At 37.6% G+C, this 17,438-nt stretch carries 16 protein-coding genes; 4 read left to right on the top strand and 12 right to left on the bottom strand.

From position 1 onward, the window contains the following. Positions 1 to 210: 210 nt before the first annotated feature. Together OD757_RS09855 and OD757_RS09850 are read right to left on the bottom strand one after the other, a co-directional pair. Complete coding sequence (locus OD757_RS09855; RefSeq protein ID WP_081399980.1) at positions 211 to 432, bottom strand: hypothetical protein; 222 nt, start codon at positions 430 to 432, stop codon at positions 211 to 213. Positions 433 to 543: 111 nt separating this feature from the next. After that, positions 544 to 726: a hypothetical protein gene (locus OD757_RS09850; protein WP_204389645.1), complete on the bottom strand. Its 183-nt coding sequence runs from the start codon at positions 724 to 726 to the stop codon at positions 544 to 546. 411 nt (positions 727 to 1,137) lie between these two features. Between OD757_RS09850 and OD757_RS09845 the strand changes: the two genes are divergently transcribed. Continuing rightward, a complete protein-coding gene (locus tag OD757_RS09845; protein ID WP_009393346.1) occupies positions 1,138 to 2,556 on the top strand; it encodes an aspartate ammonia-lyase in 1,419 nt (472 codons plus the stop codon). A gap of 54 nt (positions 2,557 to 2,610) precedes the next feature. Here the strand turns inward: OD757_RS09845 and OD757_RS09840 are convergent, their stop codons facing one another. Continuing rightward, a complete protein-coding gene (locus OD757_RS09840) occupies positions 2,611 to 4,791 on the bottom strand; it encodes a TonB-dependent siderophore receptor (RefSeq protein ID WP_263031737.1) in 2,181 nt (726 codons plus the stop codon). A 554-nt stretch (positions 4,792 to 5,345) separates the two neighbouring features. Here OD757_RS09840 and OD757_RS09835 point away from each other — a divergent pair. Next, positions 5,346 to 6,632: an MFS transporter gene (locus OD757_RS09835; protein WP_009393348.1), complete on the top strand. Its 1,287-nt coding sequence runs from the start codon at positions 5,346 to 5,348 to the stop codon at positions 6,630 to 6,632. Positions 6,633 to 6,671: 39 nt separating this feature from the next. Here the strand turns inward: OD757_RS09835 and OD757_RS09830 are convergent, their stop codons facing one another. The 8 genes from OD757_RS09830 to OD757_RS09795 are packed head-to-tail and all read right to left on the bottom strand — an operon-like array spanning position 6,672 to position 13,883. Next, entirely contained in the window at positions 6,672 to 6,953 is a 282-nt protein-coding gene (locus tag OD757_RS09830; RefSeq protein ID WP_263031736.1) for a DUF971 domain-containing protein, read from the bottom strand. Then, positions 6,937 to 7,935 (bottom strand): HEAT repeat domain-containing protein, encoded by a 999-nt coding sequence (locus OD757_RS09825; protein ID WP_263031735.1) that lies wholly within the window; start codon positions 7,933 to 7,935, stop codon positions 6,937 to 6,939. The genes OD757_RS09830 and OD757_RS09825 overlap by 17 nt, the downstream gene beginning before the upstream one ends. Then, positions 7,932 to 8,771, bottom strand: coding sequence for an ABC transporter ATP-binding protein (locus OD757_RS09820; protein WP_263031734.1), 840 nt, complete (start codon positions 8,769 to 8,771; stop codon positions 7,932 to 7,934). The genes OD757_RS09825 and OD757_RS09820 overlap by 4 nt, the downstream gene beginning before the upstream one ends. Position 8,772: 1 nt before the next feature. Next, complete coding sequence (locus tag OD757_RS09815) at positions 8,773 to 9,627, bottom strand: ABC transporter permease (RefSeq protein WP_263031733.1); 855 nt, start codon at positions 9,625 to 9,627, stop codon at positions 8,773 to 8,775. A gap of 34 nt (positions 9,628 to 9,661) precedes the next feature. Continuing rightward, positions 9,662 to 11,092 carry an ABC transporter substrate-binding protein gene (locus OD757_RS09810; protein WP_263031732.1) on the bottom strand — a complete coding sequence of 477 codons (1,431 nt, stop codon included), beginning with the start codon at positions 11,090 to 11,092 and terminating at the stop codon, positions 9,662 to 9,664. 19 nt (positions 11,093 to 11,111) lie between these two features. Then, entirely contained in the window at positions 11,112 to 11,357 is a 246-nt protein-coding gene (locus OD757_RS09805; protein WP_263031731.1) for a ferredoxin family protein, read from the bottom strand. A 20-nt stretch (positions 11,358 to 11,377) separates the two neighbouring features. Then, complete coding sequence (locus OD757_RS09800; protein WP_263031730.1) at positions 11,378 to 13,111, bottom strand: fumarate reductase/succinate dehydrogenase flavoprotein subunit; 1,734 nt, start codon at positions 13,109 to 13,111, stop codon at positions 11,378 to 11,380. 28 nt (positions 13,112 to 13,139) lie between these two features. Continuing rightward, on the bottom strand, positions 13,140 to 13,883 hold the full coding sequence (locus OD757_RS09795; RefSeq protein ID WP_000080816.1) for a GntR family transcriptional regulator: 744 nt from the start codon (positions 13,881 to 13,883) through the stop codon (positions 13,140 to 13,142). Between the two features lie 241 nt (positions 13,884 to 14,124). Between OD757_RS09795 and chrA the strand changes: the two genes are divergently transcribed. Further along, positions 14,125 to 15,474, top strand: coding sequence for a chromate efflux transporter (gene chrA / locus OD757_RS09790; protein ID WP_263031729.1), 1,350 nt, complete (start codon positions 14,125 to 14,127; stop codon positions 15,472 to 15,474). 18 nt (positions 15,475 to 15,492) lie between these two features. Here chrA and OD757_RS09785 read toward each other — a convergent pair whose 3' ends face one another. Further along, the gene (locus OD757_RS09785) at positions 15,493 to 16,347 is read right to left on the bottom strand and encodes a helix-turn-helix domain-containing protein (protein WP_263031728.1); all 855 of its coding nucleotides are present in this window, start codon (positions 16,345 to 16,347) and stop codon (positions 15,493 to 15,495) included. 166 nt (positions 16,348 to 16,513) lie between these two features. On the opposite strand from OD757_RS09785, the gene OD757_RS09780 reads away from it, so the two are divergent. Further along, on the top strand, positions 16,514 to 17,431 hold the full coding sequence (locus tag OD757_RS09780; protein ID WP_263031727.1) for a DMT family transporter: 918 nt from the start codon (positions 16,514 to 16,516) through the stop codon (positions 17,429 to 17,431). The last annotated feature ends 7 nt before the right edge of the window (positions 17,432 to 17,438 follow it).

Genomic DNA, 17,438 nt, shown 5'->3' with positions numbered 1-17,438 from the left:
ATGTTTTAATTTTGATAAAAAAAGTCCGCACCTTGGGGAAGAATACGGACTGTAAAACTAAAATATTACTATCTTGCTCATTTCAGGATTTAAGCTCTCTGACCTAATGTATACATTCAAATCAGAAGATATATTTGCAGTATACTTCAACTAAATAAACCTGACTATTCTACTAAAGTATCTACCCAAAATTTGAATTGAAACAAACTTCTAATATTCACCAATGAGGTAATATAGCTTTCTTGAAATTTCAACCATCATATTAGAAGTATATTGTGTAATTTCAAAAACTTGCTTTTTCTGAGGATTAAATACCATATTATCTTTTTCATCGCTAAAAAAGATATATGTGGTGTATTTATCAATTTGATGGATATGCTCTTTTAAGCTTACTTTTTCCCCAGAATTGGGATCATAGGCGATAAACTTCATTCTCATGAATTTTGTCTCTATACATACAGTCTTTTATCTAAAGTTTGATAAAATTTAGATAAAACAATATTTTGATGGATAATATAAAATAGTTAAACTGAGTAATCCTGACTATTTATAAGATACTGCTACGATACTATTAGCCTTGTTTACAGAGGTTTCCGCAGAAGCAATAGACTGCTCTGCTTCTTTAAGCAGACGAGAAGTTTTAGACTCGCTCTTCTCTTCACCATGAAAAAGTACATAGTATGTAAAACTACCCAAAATAATTAATGCAGCTGTGACTTTTAACATAAACTTAAAACTAAGATTTTTTCGTATTATAGTGATTTTTATGTGAAATGCATCACATTTTTATATAAATTTGTTAGATAAGCTACACTTCAAATGTTATTATACGCGTAAATTTACTTGATATTTCACTTAAATTAATAAGTCTAAAATTTGCTATTCAGTTATTTTTTAAATTGCATATCCATTTCTTTCATCATAGAACTTTTTATTTTTAATTTTTCTAAAAAGTAAGCCATTAATTTACAAAATAAAATTTAGATATAATTCATAAAGAAAAAATTTTTTCTATTTTCGGTTTGGAAAAGGGAAAACCTGTTATGCAAAAAATGCATAATTAACTTGATAAATGCATTAGAAGTGAAGCATTTCGAAAACTAATATGAATTATCTCCTCTACTAATTCGAAGTTTAATGATGAACGCTGAAATTACCACCCGTATCGAGAAGGATCTTATTGGTTATAGAGAAATCAATAATAATGATTATTACGGAGTTCAAACATTACGTGCTCTAGAAAACTTTAACTTAACACAAAGCAGAGTTGGAAATTTTCCTCATTTAATTAAAGCATTAGCAATGGTAAAGCTTGCTTGTGCTGAAGCTAACTATAATCTTAAAAGCTTAGATCAAACTAAATTTGAAGCAATTGAATACAGCTGTAATCAACTTATTCGCGGTAATTTTCACGACCAGTTTCCGATTGATATGATGCAAGGTGGTGCTGGTACTTCAACCAATATGAATGCAAATGAAGTATTGGCGAATGTTGCTTTAGAATATATGGGACATTCAAAAGGTCAGTATCAATATTTACATCCAAATAATGACATTAACATGTCACAGTCAACAAATGACGTGTACCCTACTGCGATTCGTTTAGGTTTGTTATTAAGCTTAGATGAACTAAATCTTCCTTTTAATAACTTAATTTTAAGTTTCCGCAACAAGTCTCAAGAATTTGCTCATATCTTAAAAATGGGTCGTACCCAGTTGCAAGATGCTGTGCCAATGACATTAGGTCAAGAGTTTGGTGCTTTTGCGGTAACTTTACAAAAAGACCTTGAGCAAATTAATACGCTTATTCCAAATGTTTTGGCTTATATGAACCTTGGCGGAACAGCGATTGGTACAGGAATTACTACTGAATATAGTTACCGTGAACTTGCGATTCAAGCACTTGCAAAAATCTCTGGTAAAAAAATTAAGTCATCTCCTGATCTAATCGAAGCAACTTCGGATATGGGCGATTTTGTTCTTTTATCTGGTTTATTAAAACGTACCGCAACTAAACTTTCAAAAATTGCCAATGACTTGCGTTTACTTTCAAGCGGTCCACGTACTGGTATCAATGAAATTAACTTGGAAGCACGTCAACCAGGTAGTTCGATCATGCCGGGTAAAGTAAACCCAGTTATTCCTGAAGCAATGAACCTTGCTTGCTTCCAGATTATTGCAAATGATTTGGCTGTAACGTTAGCGGCTGAAGCAGGTCAACTCCAGTTAAATGCAATGGAACCTCTTATCGCTTTCAAACTATTTGAATCTATGGATTTGCTTGGTAATGCGATGGCCATGTTCCAAAGTAAATGTATTGATACGATTACGGCGAATCCTGAGCACTGTAAAGCTTTAGTTGAAAACTCAATTGGGATTGTGACTGCACTTAACCCATATTTGGGTTATGAAACTACAACTCGTATTGCTAAAACTGCAAATGAAACTGGACAAAGTGTATTGGCTTTAGTTCAAAATGAAGGTTTATTATCAGCACAAGTGCTTGATGAAATCTTGTCGATTAATAATATGGTTAAACCAAAAATGTCGGCTTAATTCCTGAAATAAAAAAGGAGCTTTTATAAGCTCCTTTTTTATTTGTTCTATACTTTAAAAACTGAAAGTTGTAGAGAACTGAGCTGTACGTGGATTACCTAAGAATAAATAGTCATCCCCCATAAATGCGCCCACATCACGCCAATATTTCTTATTAAATAAGTTATCAATATTGAATCTAAAAGTTGTGTCATGCCCAGCAAAACTTGTTTTATAGGCAGCACCAATATTAAAGACGCTATAGCCACCTACTTTTGCTGTTCCCTCTTTGTTTGCATACTTACTACTACTATATTGCATACCGCTGAGTAATCTTAACCCTTCAACTGAAGGTACTTTATAAGATAACTGTGCAGTTGCGCGTACCTTTGGTACATTTTGAGTTTGATGACCTTTGTAGCTGTCACTATCAATATCAACAAGACGAGATTTGGTATAGGTAATGCCAGAGCTTACATCGAGTGTATCAGTTAAGGTACCAGTTAAACCTAATTCAATACCTTGGTTGTGCTGTTCACCTTGCTCAACAAATTCTAATTTTCCTTCAGAATTTGTAGTCGTATATTGATTATCTTGTTTTAAATCAAAAATAGCTGCTGTTAATAAAAAGTTGCGTATTTGTTGCTTAACACCAAGTTCATATTGTTCAGAATTTCTAGGTGATAGGACTTGATAAGCATTCGCTTCTGCATACCATGGAGCTTCACCACCATCTGATAATCCTTTGGCATATGAAGCATAAAGATTAGTTTTAGCAGTTGGGCTATACATAAGCGCTAATTGCGGCAAGAACTTATTTAAATCTGTATCTCGGCTTTGCTGCCCATCTGGCTGATAGGCTTGCTCATCAAGATGAATAAATTTCCCACCCAATAAAGTTGACCACTGATCATTAAATTGAACTCGGTCAGATACAGTAAATGTAGTTTGATCACTCTCTAGAGCTTTGTAACGATCGCCTGGACTTTCCAATGAAGGATTGTAGTCGACCGTATCTTCATAAATATTGCCTGTTCCTACCGCTACATTTAGTGGTGTATGGTGCTTTAAGGTTTTATATGTACGTTGTAATTCGAAAGCTACTTGATGCTGAATATTGCCAGTGTTGAATTGACCATTTAACCCAGCAGCAAACTGGTTAGTAATACGTGTATCATCTGGGCTGCGGAAATCGTAAATATCATAATTACCGTGTTTATCAAAAGTATTGCCTAAACCAGTAACTTCACAAATATCGTTATAACATCCCCATGGGAAAGCACTATTATCATCAATCACAACACGACTTTGTGATGCACTTAAGCTACCATTCCATTGATCATTAAATGCATATTGATATTTTAAACTCGCATTTACACTGTTATTTACAACCGGTTTACTCCAAGACTGATAACCCAATAAACGGTCTTGATCTACATTTGTTGGTACTTCTTGCCCATTAAGCAGTTGATAACCCGGTACAGAACGTTGACTTTGATGCTGAGCTTCAACATCAAACAGTAAATTAGAGCGATCATTAATTTTCCAGTCTAAAGCAACCGAACCAAACTCACGCTTACCATTTGCATGATCAACGTTTGGGTGAATACTTTCATGCGCTAAATTGACTCGATAGCCAAAGTTATCATTTAAAAAGCCACCTACATCCGTTGCCAGTGTATAGCCACCTTCTGAATTTGCATCGACCTTAATAGTTTTAACATCGGCAGGTCTTTTCGTTACATAGTTGACTACACCACCTGGAGTCGACATGCCACTTTGAATCGCAGAAATACCTTTTAATATTTCAACTTGCTCTTTATTTTCTAAAGCTACATTTTGCTCGCCACGTATGGTATGGCCATTAATGAGATAACTTGTGCCTAAATCGAGTGCAAAGCCACGAGCCATAAAATTAGGATAATAACCAATTGCAGCGTAGCCATCCCCTAACGATGAATCATTTTTAATAACATCAGTCAGTGTTTTTGCATGTTGATCTGCTAGGCGCTCAGAGGTAATAGTCGTAATAGATGCAGGAACTTTCTTTACATCGCCTGTTTGAAAACCAGATAAATTAACTTTTTTTGATGTATATAGAGCATCACTATTTTGTGTGGCGTTCACAGTAATGGTTGGGAGCTGCGAAACCTCCGCTTCATTTGCATAAACAACAGATGCTATAAGTGCAATAGATGAAGCCAATGCTGTTTTAGAGCATGTTATGAAGTGAAGATTTAACGTGTGTCTGTCCATTGAATAACGACCTGCTCATAGCGTACATAATATAAGTGTGCTAAAAATCGGAGGTGTTCCCTATTTTTGGCCCCGAAAGAATACAGTGACAAATATCCAGAAACAACAGATTATATAATTTTTAGATCAAGTAAATTTTGTGTAATAAAGCGTCATCATTATATGAATTTCATTTATTTTCTTTGAAATTGGGACTATAACTTTTTAAGTATTACCAAATAATCAAAATGAAACTAAGCTCAGAAATAGGTCTAGACCAAGGAGGAATACAATAACAAATATGCTGGATAAATTAGATGTTTGATTTTAAATAAAGTTTATGGTGCAGTGATCATTTAATTAAATTAAGGAAATGTTCGATAATCGATAAAAATATCTTTAAATCGAACAAAAGATCATAGAATCACTAGAATGGAAATTTAAAATTATAAAAAATGAATGGAGAGAAATTCTAAGAAAGTACTCAGGATTGAGTGATAGCTAAAAATTCATTCTATTTCCTGTTCAATACATCTGAAAATTTCTATTTTTTTCTGCTAACTGACGGAATATCTATGACATATACTAAGGAAGAAAAGAGCAGCAGAATACGAGGGATTGTAGGCGCAGCTTCAGGTAATTTGGTTGAATGGTTCGACTTTTATATCTATGCAGTATTTGCTGCTTATTTTACTCAAGCTCTGACTGCACCAGACATGGATAGTACGACCAAGTCTATTTATGTATGGGGTGTATTTGCAGCAAGCTTTTTTATGCGTCCTATTGGTAGCTGGATATTTGGGCGCATTGCAGACCGGCACGGTCGAAAAAAATCAATGATTGTCTCTATTTGCCTCATGGCTTTGAGCTCTTTTCTATTTGCAGCCCTACCAACTTATGACCAAGTTGGCCTATTTGCCCCTTTTCTTTTGCTAGTCGTGCGCTTGCTTCAAGGCTTATCGGTGGGTGGTGAATATGGTGCAGTCGCAACATATATGAGTGAATTAGGCTTAAAGGGTCAACGTGGTTTTTATTCCTCTTTCCAATATGTCACCCTCTCTGGTGGTCAATTACTTGCCAGCTTACTTGGCGTAATTTTATTAACGTTTTTGAGTGAGGACCAATTGCTTAATGGCGGTTGGCGTATTCCATTTGTTATTGGTGGTATTGCAGCAATTTTATCTTTGCTCGCACGTAGTCGTTTAGAAGAAACACTTTCTCATCAAGATAGTGAACGCAAAGAGTCTGGTAGCTTAAGAGAGCTGTTTAAAAAGCATTGGAAAACTTTTTTATTGGTGGTCGGATACACCTCTGCTGGTTCATTAACATTTTATGTAGAAACTGTTTATTCAAAAACCTATTTAACTAATTTAGGGATGGATGGAAAAACCGTTGGTTATATCATGACCTTCGCGCTATTTGTCTATATGTGTGCTCAACCTGTATTTGGTTCTATTTCGGATCGTATTGGGCGACGTTCTTCAATGCTGGCATTTAGCTTATTATCTGCGATTTTTATCTATCCAGTGATGGCAATTGGGATGCCTAATTATATAGATTCGCCGATCATCATTACCTTGCTACTCATTTTTATGATGATGATTTTGAGTTTCTATACATCTATTAGTGGCCTAGTCAAAGCTGAGATGTTCCCACCTCACGTACGCGCACTCGGGGTAGGATTTTCATATGCAGTAGGTAATGCTATTTTTGGTGGTTCTGCACCTTCGGTTGCTTTGCAATTCAAAGCTGCTGGAATTGAAAATACCTTCTTTATATATGTCATTGTCATGCTGATTATCTGTTTCTTGTGTAGCCTTGCGCTTCCGAAAAAACCAGACTATTTAGAACATGATCATTGATTAAATGAGATGCCTTCTGTCCCAAGCAGAAGGCATTTTTTAGCACCTAGCAAATTCTTTTAAAAAAGCCCACGGAAAAATTCCTTTATCATGCCCATCACTAAAACAAATTTGGGCACCGTAGCCTTGATCGAACATAGCTGTCACTTCAATATTTTGATGCTCTATTTTAATTTGCTTAATTCGCTTCGCTCGGCAAAAGCCACATGGACAAATTTCCCTTAAATTTTGATGACTCAGAGATACGCTTAAACCATCAGTCCATATAAAGTGAACCTGTTTGGTTATCGTATCCACACGAATATCAGGTCTGGTTTGCATATTTCACCTCATCAATTTGATTTAAACCAATACGAATCGCTTTTCGTACTTCTGGATCTGAGTCACTTTGATGTTGTTCCAATAACTTCTGAGCTTCTGCCGTACCAATTTCACCGAGTGCTAAAGCGACCTCTTTACGTAAATTGCTAATTTCATGATTAAAGTTATCAGAAAAATGAGCAACTGCCAGACGCGACTTGAGTAACCCTAAGCTTCGAACTGCGGCAATACGTACTTGCCAATATAAGTCAGATAAAGCATGAATTAAGGGAGTTTCGAGCTGAACGATATGTAATTTTCCAATCGTAAGTGCAGCTTCAACTCTTAGTTGCCAACTTTCCGAAGTTAAAGAATGTTGAAGCGCTTGGATAACATCAGCTGTTATGTTCTGACTATAAGCCAAACCACCTGTTGCAATGCGGCGGACTTCATCGTCAGTATCTGTTTCAGCAGTTTTTGCCAATATGGTAATCGCTTGGTCTTGTTGTAACCAACTTAATGCACTGACTGCCTCACGGCGCACAAGAGCATCTTCATGCTGTACCAAAGCAGATATCTCTGTAAATAATTGCTGTGGTCGTAAAGGTTTTAAAGCACGTAAAATTGCGCTAAGAGCAAAAGTATCCGTATGCTTTAAATAAGGTGCAAGGATCTGGGCTGATGCCGCATTTTTGACTTCGCTTAAGCTTTGGCTGGCAGCTTGTGTCACATTCACATCTGTATCAAATAAGGCTTGAGCCAATACTTGCAAACTGGTTGGATCTTCCCAACTTTCTAACTTTTTTGCCGCCTCTTCACGAACTAAAGCTGAAGAATCGTGTTGTAGCGCTGCATGCAACCAAGGAAGCAAATCCGGATTTTCTTCATCACCAATATTCATTAAAGCGACAAAGCGAATTTTTTCATCTGCGTGATTAAGCTGTGCAAGAAATTCCTGATTATATTCATCGAGGTCATCTAAAGCTTGATAATAAAAACTCATTCGTATTCCTTAATTTGTGATTTCTTTCCAAGCCCTAATGGATTTAAACGGCTTAACTCTTCTTGTTGAGTAGCTTCTTTTAAAGTCTGGATACAATGCTTTTTAATGGCTGTAAATTCACTACTTGTTACAAGCTCAACGTCTCTTGGGCGTTCAAACTTAAGCGGAATTTCTTCAATAATTCGCCCCGGTCGATGGCTCATAATCAACACTCGATCGGCTAAAAAAAGTGCCTCATCAATATCGTGGGTAATAAATAAAACTGAAGTTTGAATTTCTTGCCAAATTTCGAGTAATAGCATTTGCATTTTTAAACGAGTTTGAGCATCTAACGCACCAAAAGGCTCATCCATTAATAAAATACGAGGTTGATTAATCAGTACTCTCGCAATTTCAACCCGTTGCTGCATGCCGCCAGAGAGTTCAGCTGGAAATTTATGTTCAAAACCTTTAAGTCCGACCAGATCAATCATTTTCTTAGCTTGTTCAATACGCTTTTGTTTGGCGATGCCTTTCATTTTCAGACCAAAAGCAATATTTTCAAGCACGCTTTTCCATGGAAATAAGGTATGTTGTTGAAACACCAAACCTCTGTCTGGATGCGGTTCAAGGATAGATTCATTATCAACCGTTAAAGTCCCAGAACTAATGGGTAAGTGCCCTGCCAAAGCACCTAATAATGTTGATTTTCCACAACCAGATGGGCCAAGTAGACAAATAAACTCACCCGGTTGTATTTCGAAACTAACTCGATCTAATGCCTGGAAACGATTTTTAGCTTGCCCTAAATGTAGCGATAGATTTTGAATACGCACATGGCCTTGTGTAATTGACATTTTAAGATTTCCTCAGTTGATACCATGGAGTAAATCGGTTTCCAATCACACGTACCAATGTACTGCTAAACATACCTAACGCTCCGATCAGCACCATACCAACCACAATATTGCTATAGTTTTGCAAGGTGAAAGATTCCCACGTGAAGTATCCAATTCCGTGTTGACCCGAAATCATTTCCGCAGTCACTAAACAGAACCAACAAGTGCCCATTCCAATAGATAAACCCGTAATAATGTTCGGTAATGCGCCCGGAATAATGACTTCATAAATGATGGCGAGATCAGAAGCACCTAGACTTTTCGCAGATGCAACGAGTCTTGGGTCAACTGCACCAACGCCATGTACGGTGTTTAATAAAATTGGAAATAAAGCCCCAATAAACGTAATAAAAATCATAGAAGCTTCTGAGGATGGAAAAATCAGAATCGCTAAAGGAATCCATGCAACTGCTGGGATTGGACGTAATACTTCTAATGGCGGCATTAGAAATGCAGCAAGTTTTTGATAACGTCCTGCCAACAAACCAATTCCTACACCAATTAGAGCTGCCAATATAAAACCAACTACTACGCGAAAAACACTAGATTCAACATGTTCAAATGCAGTGCTGAGTTGAAAGAAAGCCCAAAGCGCATGAATGACATCTAATGGTGTCGGGACATTGCTAAAGTTCACAATGCCTAAATTTATTTTAAACTGAGCAAGTCCTTGCCAAATGACTATCCAAAAAGCTATAGATGTAAAAGCAATGGCATAGTTTTTTAAATGCGCCGGATATAACCTCAATTGTTGGAAAAATTTAATCAAAAATGTACTTTGGTTTTTAGGTTTTGTTTGGACTAAACTACTCATTCGTCACCTCCTGCTCATTAGGTAAGACAACACATCAGCTCTGTGTTACAAGCTGAATAGCTTTAAAGTCATATACTTTTCCGCCTTGTTGTTTAGCCCATTTTTCAGCATCATCTTTTAATAAAAAGGCCTGAATTTGTCCTGTTTTATCTGTGGCATACCATGCCAAATTAGCAAGTAACTTAATGTCGGACTGATGATCTTGGCTATAAACTACGCGCACTGTTTTTCCAGCGGCTTGAATTTTCTTTAAATCAGAAAAAGCATGCTCAGGTGTTTCATAGCTACGCACTTTTTCTTCACCCTTTACCCAAATTTGAGTTACCCGATTAAATGTTTTGATGGGTTGGCCCGTTAAAGCGTCATTGGCAACCAAAGGTGATTTTGCATAGTCAGCCAATTGCTGGCTGTAATTAAGTCCAGATGCCTGAAATGCATCCTTAATATATTGGTCATCAATAAATTTATTCACATCAAGCGTACCGTCGTTTTTGCCTAAAACTTTTAAGGTGTCTATCGCAATTTGAGTCGCTTTTCGATATTCAGGTTTCCACGTTAAGTCACGAGTTTGTAGACCTAGTGGACCATGAAATAAATAGACAACTTCGGCAGGAATACCGGTTTTTTCGGCAATAAGCTCACTATATTTTTCGGGTTGTTCTCGAATCAGGCGATTTGCTTCAATGGTTGCCTGTAAGTAAGCCTTTATAACTTCTGGATGCTGCTGTGCATAATCCTTGCTCGCAAGTGAACCATGAAATGTGGGTGATTTTGCTTGTGAACCATCATAGATTTTTTTAGCAAAACCTTGGTAAGCAAATAACTCTCCAAAAGGTACGAAGTCAGCATGCGCAGCAATCTTATGACTTTTTAATGCAGGTCCCGCCACTTCTGGCGCCTGAGCAATCACTTTAATATCTTTATCAAGTTGCCAGCCCTCTGCTTGAATCGCTCGCAATAATAGTCCGTGAGCAGTTGAGGCAAAAGGTACAGAAATAGTCTGCCCCTTTAGCTCTTTAAGTGAAGTTACTTTTGAGTCAATTGGAACAACAATCGCATTACCGCTACCATTAATACTGCCCGACAAAGGCGCTAAAAATATGCTTTCTTTTCCAGCTTTTTTAAATGCCGCTAAATTATTAACAGCAGGAAAGTCAGCCATTGCTCCCAAATCTAGTCGACCAGCCACCATCTCACTGGTCAGTGGTGCACCAGAGGTAAAGTTTTTCCATTGAATGTCATATTTAACATTCTTGTATTCACCATCTTTAGGTAAATATTTTGGTAATAAATTCAATTCACGAATGAGCAACCCACCTGTTGCACAGTTAATGGTGGTGTCTTGCGTGCCAATGGCGACACGCACAGTTTCTGTTTTACTGCCGCACCCCAAAGTGCCAAGTACAATGGCACTAATTAAGCTACTGAGTAATAGTTTTTTATTGATCAATTTATTTTGTCTCATATTGAGTATTCCAAATTAATTATTTGAGTAGGTATGGGATATTTACTTTGACTGCATCCGTTGGGCAGTCCTTTTCACATGGCATGCAGTACCAACATTCATCAAACTGCATGAAAGCTTTTTGAGTTGTGGGATCGATCGCCAATAAGTCCATTGGACAAACATCTACACAGACGGTGCATCCTTTATCAGCAATACATTTATCTTCATCGATAATGACGGGTGCGATAGTACGGTGTTGAACTTCTCTAAAAATAAAAGCCATGTTTTAAATTCCTGATTTATTTAGTCTGCAAGAGCAACGTCTTTTTGAATACGTAAATGGTCATAAGACACAGCTTCATCTTGGTTAATCGGAACCACATAAGGCTCGATTGGCTTTTTGAAACTGACCATGTTGCCCTGTTCATCTTTTTTCAAATGCGTGTGACAGAACCAATCCGAGTTATTTTTTTGAGGGAAATCTGCTCTATAGTGGTACAGTCCCCAACGGCTTTCTTCCCTAAACAGTGAAGCTCTAGCAGCCATTTCCGCGCAGTCTCGAATAAAAGAAACTTCAGCAGCACGCATCAATTCATGCGGGTTTCTTGCAGAGATTCGCTTAATATCCTGTTTAATTTCTTCAAAACGTTTGAGCCCAATTTCCATTTTTTGGCGAGTTTTAGGCGGTTGCAAATAGTCATTTACAAAACGGCGCAGCTTATATTCCACTTGTTCGGCTGGTAAACCTTCTGAACAATCCAGTGGCGCAAATATTCGAGCTTTTTCTGCGTCTATTTCCTTTTGGTTTAATTCGCTATCTTCAATTGCATTCACATATTGCGCGGCATTTACACCCGCAAACCATCCGTAGGTAAATGCACCAAGCATATAGTTATGAGGTACAGCCGCCATATCGCCAGCACTGTATAAGCCTTTAACCGAAGTCTCGGCTTTTTCATTGACCCATACACCAGAAGCACTGTGTCCGCTACAGAAACCTATTTCCGAAATATGCATTTCCACCATATCTTGACGGTAATTAGTTCCTCGGCCCTCATGGAAACGACCACGGCTTGGGCGTTCATTGGTATGCAAGATTTCTTCGATGGTTTGAATGGTTTCTTCAGCCAAATGATCTACTTTTAAATAAACAGGACCATTACCACTTTCCAGTTCTTGGTAAAACTCCCACATCATTTGACCACTCCAGTAGTCACATTCAATGAAACGTTCACCTTTACTGTTAGCGGTATAACCTCCTAAAGGACCGGTCACATAGGCACAAGCTGGGCCGTTATAGTCTTTAATCAATGGATTAATCTGGAAGCATTCTAAGTTGGCAAGTTCAGCACCTGCATGGTATGCCATTGCATAGCCATCACCTGCATTGGTTGGGTTTTCATAAGTACCCATTAAGTAGCCAGAAGATGGCAAACCTAAACGCCCTGCGGCACCACAACATAAAATGGCAGCTTTCGTTTTAATGACATAAAAGTCACCACTACGACAGTCAAAACCAAGTACACCATTGATTGCACCTTCTTCATTTTTTAAAAGCTTCGTAGTGACAATCCGATTATTAATTTTGACTTGAGCACGCTTTAACTGACGATATAAAACTTTTTTAACGTCATGGCCTTCGGGCATGGGTAAAACATATGCCCCCATGTGATGTACTTTTTTTACTGCAAATTCGCCAGTCTCATCTTTTTCAAACTTAATGCCCCATTGATCGAGCTGTTGAATAGTTTTGAAACTATGCTTTGCATATGCATAGACAGTGGTTTGGTTAACCACTCCATCATTGGCAATGGTAATTTCTTTGGTGTATTGCTCAGGTGTTGCATAGCCGGGAATAACAGCATTATTCAGCCCGTCCATTCCCATTGAAATCGCCCCACTGCGTTTTACATTCGCTTTTTCAATGAGCAAGACTTTTAAATTCGAGTTTTCTTGTTTTGCTTTAATCGCAGCCATTGGTCCAGCAGTTCCACCACCAATAACCACAATATCAAACTCAAGATATTTAGTTTCCATTGTAAAATCCTTATTTTTATCTGAGTTATTAACGATGAATACGTAAACGGTACTGAAAGGTATCGCCCGAGAAATAGAGATATTCATAGTCAATCGGTTGGCCATTTGCATCGTGAGTCAAACGTTCAACCCGTAATACTGGAGTTCCGATTTCAACTTGCAACAAAGCCGCTAATTCTTCATCCGCTACCGTGGCATCAATACTTAAATCCGCATGTCCCAAAGGGATGTCACACTCTTGTTCTAATGCCTTGAAAATATCGGTTGTACGTAAATCAATCGCTTTTTCTTTCAGCTTTAAACCAATATGTTCTGGCAAATAAGTCAACTCATAAGACACTGGCTGACGGTTTAGCAAACGAACACGTTGAATTTCATATACATTGGCTTTAACAGGTAACTTTAATTTGGGCACAACGTGCATTGGGATCTGCTTAAGCTCGGCCGAGATGACACGGTTTAAAATTTCGTGACCAGCAGATGACATTGCTTCTGCAAAACCCTGCAAACTTGAAATGTTCTGGAATGTTTTTGGCTTACTTACAAAGGTCCCTTTACCTGGCACCTTAAAAATATAGCCTTCCAACTGTAATTGGTTGAGTGCTTGGCGAACTGTGATTCGGCTTACACCGAACTGTTCAGCAAACTCATTTTCAGATGGAATTTGGCTCAGCACGGCATATTCCCCATTTACGATTTTGTTCAGGATGAGTTCCCTTAACTGATCGTAAAGAGGTTTATGATTTTTGGGATCTTGAGGTAGCTGGCTCACAATGCACAACCTGTTATAACAACTTGAGCAAATAATGTTTAAAATGTTTCAGCTTTGGAAATAATTTAAAGCGATAACTTTAGTTGAAAAAATAATTTCAATTCATATCAATGAATTAATGAATAGTTATCTATAAAAGTTGAATCATTATCATAAAAAATACATTTGTGTTTGTTATGCTATAAAACATACTCCGTTATGCCATAAACGTAAAAATTACTATTATTTTTTAGGGGATAATATGCAAAAAAAACAACAAAGTAACCCTGATGATTCAGTGGAGCAGGTCACCTTCTGGCAAGCCTTTTTATTTTGGCTCAAGCTTGGTTTTATTAGTTTTGGGGGGCCAGCTGGACAAATTGCTGTAATGCATCAGGAACTCGTTGAACGAAAGCGCTGGATATCTGAAAAAAGATTTTTACACGCACTTAACTATTGCATGTTGTTACCCGGCCCTGAAGCACAGCAATTAGCAACCTACATTGGTTGGCTTATGCATAGAACTGCTGGAGGATTAGTTGCAGGTATTCTATTTGTATTGCCCTCGTTATTTATTTTAATTGGACTATCTTGGGTTTACATAAAATTTGGAGATGTTCCCGTTATTGCCGGTATTTTCTATGGAATTAAGCCTGCCGTCACCGCAATTGTCTTTCATGCAACGTACCGTATAGGTAGCCGATCGCTTAAAAATAAATTTTTATGGTTCGTCGCAATTGCAGCATTTCTTGCCATTTTTGTCTTAAAGCTTCCTTTCCCACTTATTGTGCTATCAGCTGGTATCGCTGGCTATTTAGCGAGTAAAAAGTACCCAGAACTATTTTCCTCAACGGTTGGACATAAAACCAGTCAAAAAGATTATGGTCCGGCATTTATTGATGATAATACTCCAACACCAGCACATGCCAAATTTCATTGGTTAGGCTTATTAAAACTTATTTTAATTGCTATCGGGTTATGGTTATTACCAATTTTAGCTTTAGGCGCATATTTTGGATGGCATCATTCTTATACTCAAATGGCATGGTTTTTTACTAAAGCTGCGTTACTCACTTTTGGTGGGGCTTACGCGGTTTTACCTTATGTCTATCAAGGGGCTGTAAATCATTTCGGTTGGCTTTCACCTACTCAAATGATTGACGGATTGGCTTTAGGGGAAACCACACCCGGCCCACTGATTATGGTGGTTGCCTTTGTTGGTTTTTTAGGAGGTGTCAATCATTCATTACTTGGGCCCGAGCATCTATTTTTTGCTGGAGCATTAGGCGCTGTCATTGTGACTTGGTTTACCTTCCTCTTCTCATTTGTATTTATTTTTGCTGGTGCACCCATTATTGAATCTACACATAATGAAATTAAGTTTACGGCGCCACTCACGGCAATTACCGCGGCTGTGGTCGGTGTCATTTTAAATTTAGCATTATTTTTTAGTTATCACGTATTATGGCCACACGGTTTTTCTGGTCACTTTGATGTTATCGCAGCCCTCATTACCGTGGCTGCATTTATTGCTTTATTCCGCTTTAACATTAACGTGTTGTATGTCATTTTTGCATCAGCACTGATTGGTTTAGGTGTTTATCTTTTATAAAAATGAGTCATGAGCCCTTTAACGTAACTGTGAAGGACTCATGCCATAAAACTGTTTAAAGCGATGACTTAAATGACTCGCTGAACTAAAACCACATACTAGGGCAATATCTTGTAAAGAAAGTTGAGATGACTGAATGAGCCCTTTTGCCTTAGTTAAGCGTCTTTGCATGACATATTGATGAGGCGCCATATTCATGGACTGTTTAAACATATGAGCAAAATGGTATTCGCTTAAATTCACAACATTTGCCAAGTCTGACAAAGTCAATGCTTGGTCTAAATGCCCTTCAATCCAGTCTTGAATATATTTGAGTTTATGAGGTGCCAGTCCACCTTTAATGACAGGCTGCTGCCACTTAACATTGCTATATCTTCGAATTAAATGATTTAGCAATAAACTGGCGGTTGTACTCATTTGTAAATGGTTTGCTGAATCATTCCAATCACAATCTAGCAAGAAAAACTGATATAGCGCTCGAATCTTTTCATCATCATTAAACACAACTTCATTTAGTTCAATTTGATTGGGCTCTTTGTCCCATATTTTTTCAGCAACATCACGCAAATGTTGGTCGGTATAATACAAGTGAACAAATTTAAGCCCGCCTCGTATATCCCAAGTCGACTCCTGATGTTCAGGCAACAAGCAAAAACGACCCGGCCCACCGCCATTTTTCCAACCAGCAGGTGTTTTTTGATAGCTTTCATAGCCATCTTGAATATAAAGACTTAAAGTATGGTGATCGCTACAGACACTTACACGATCTTGTTCATTAGACCAAAATGCAAGTTGCATATTTTCATCAAGCACCACAGTTTCGTGAAGCTTGGCTTTAGATTGCTGTAGCTGTTCTAAAGTTTGATAGGCCATGCAAAATTAAAACGAATATCATTGAGCTTAAGTTAACCATATTCAGCAAAATTCAGCTAGTTTAGATCTATAAAAAACGCAAGATCTTGCATGTACAACACAAGAATATATACGTGAAAAATTAAGCATTCCTAGATACTTAAGCTTGGTAATCGAGGATGAAGTTATGAATATTTTACTCTATGTTGCGGTGGTGTTGATTTGGGGAACAACATGGATTGGAATTGCCGTTCAAAGCCATTATGCAACACCCGTTGTCGCGATTTTATGGCGTTTTGCCATTTCAGCCTTATTACTTTGGGTTGTTTTACTATTTTCAGGAAAATTACAGCGAATTGCTTTAAAAGACCACTTGTTTTGTATGCTGCAAGGCCTTTGCGTTTTTGGTCTAAACTTTATTTGTTTTTATACCGCCGTTAAATATGTAAATAGCGGTTTAGAGTCCGTTATTTTTTCGATGGCTGTTTTCTTTAATGCCATTAATGCGCTTATCTTTTTTAAGCAAAAACCTTCGCCAAACTTTGCTCCAGCTGCACTTTTAGGACTTGGTGGTATTGTTCTACTCTTTTGGCATGACCTGATTAATAGCCAGTTTAATACGCAGTTATTAATGGGTATTGGACTATGTGCAATAGGCACTTACGGTTTTTCTTTAGGGAATATGATTAGTGTTAGACACCAAAAACGTGGCCTAAATATTTTTTCAACAAATTGCTATGCTATGACTTATGGGGCATTGGTGATGTTAAGTCTAGCTTTATTTACTGGCCAAAACTTAATGCCGCCGATGAATTTACCATTTTTAAGTTCGGTACTTTACTTGGCTGTATTTGGTACGGTTATTGGGTTCTCTGCTTATTTTTATTTGGTTGGGCGAATTGGTGCAGCAAAAGCAGCCTATAGCACATTGCTCTTTCCGTTAGTCGCTTTAACCGTTTCTACCTTCTTTGAAGGATATGAGTGGACTTTAAATGCATTATTTGGAATTTTATTAATTTTACTTGGCAACTACTTAATGTTTAGTAAATTTGAAATTGGAAAAAAGTTATTTAACAGTCAAAAAAGTTGTGAGAAGCAGGCCTAAAAGCCTG

It is taken from the genome of Acinetobacter sp. AYS6 (assembly GCF_025630795.1).
GTDB lineage: Bacteria > Pseudomonadota > Gammaproteobacteria > Pseudomonadales > Moraxellaceae > Acinetobacter.
Note: the sequence above shows the minus strand (reverse complement) of the source record. Positions and strands in the feature narration are given on the sequence as shown.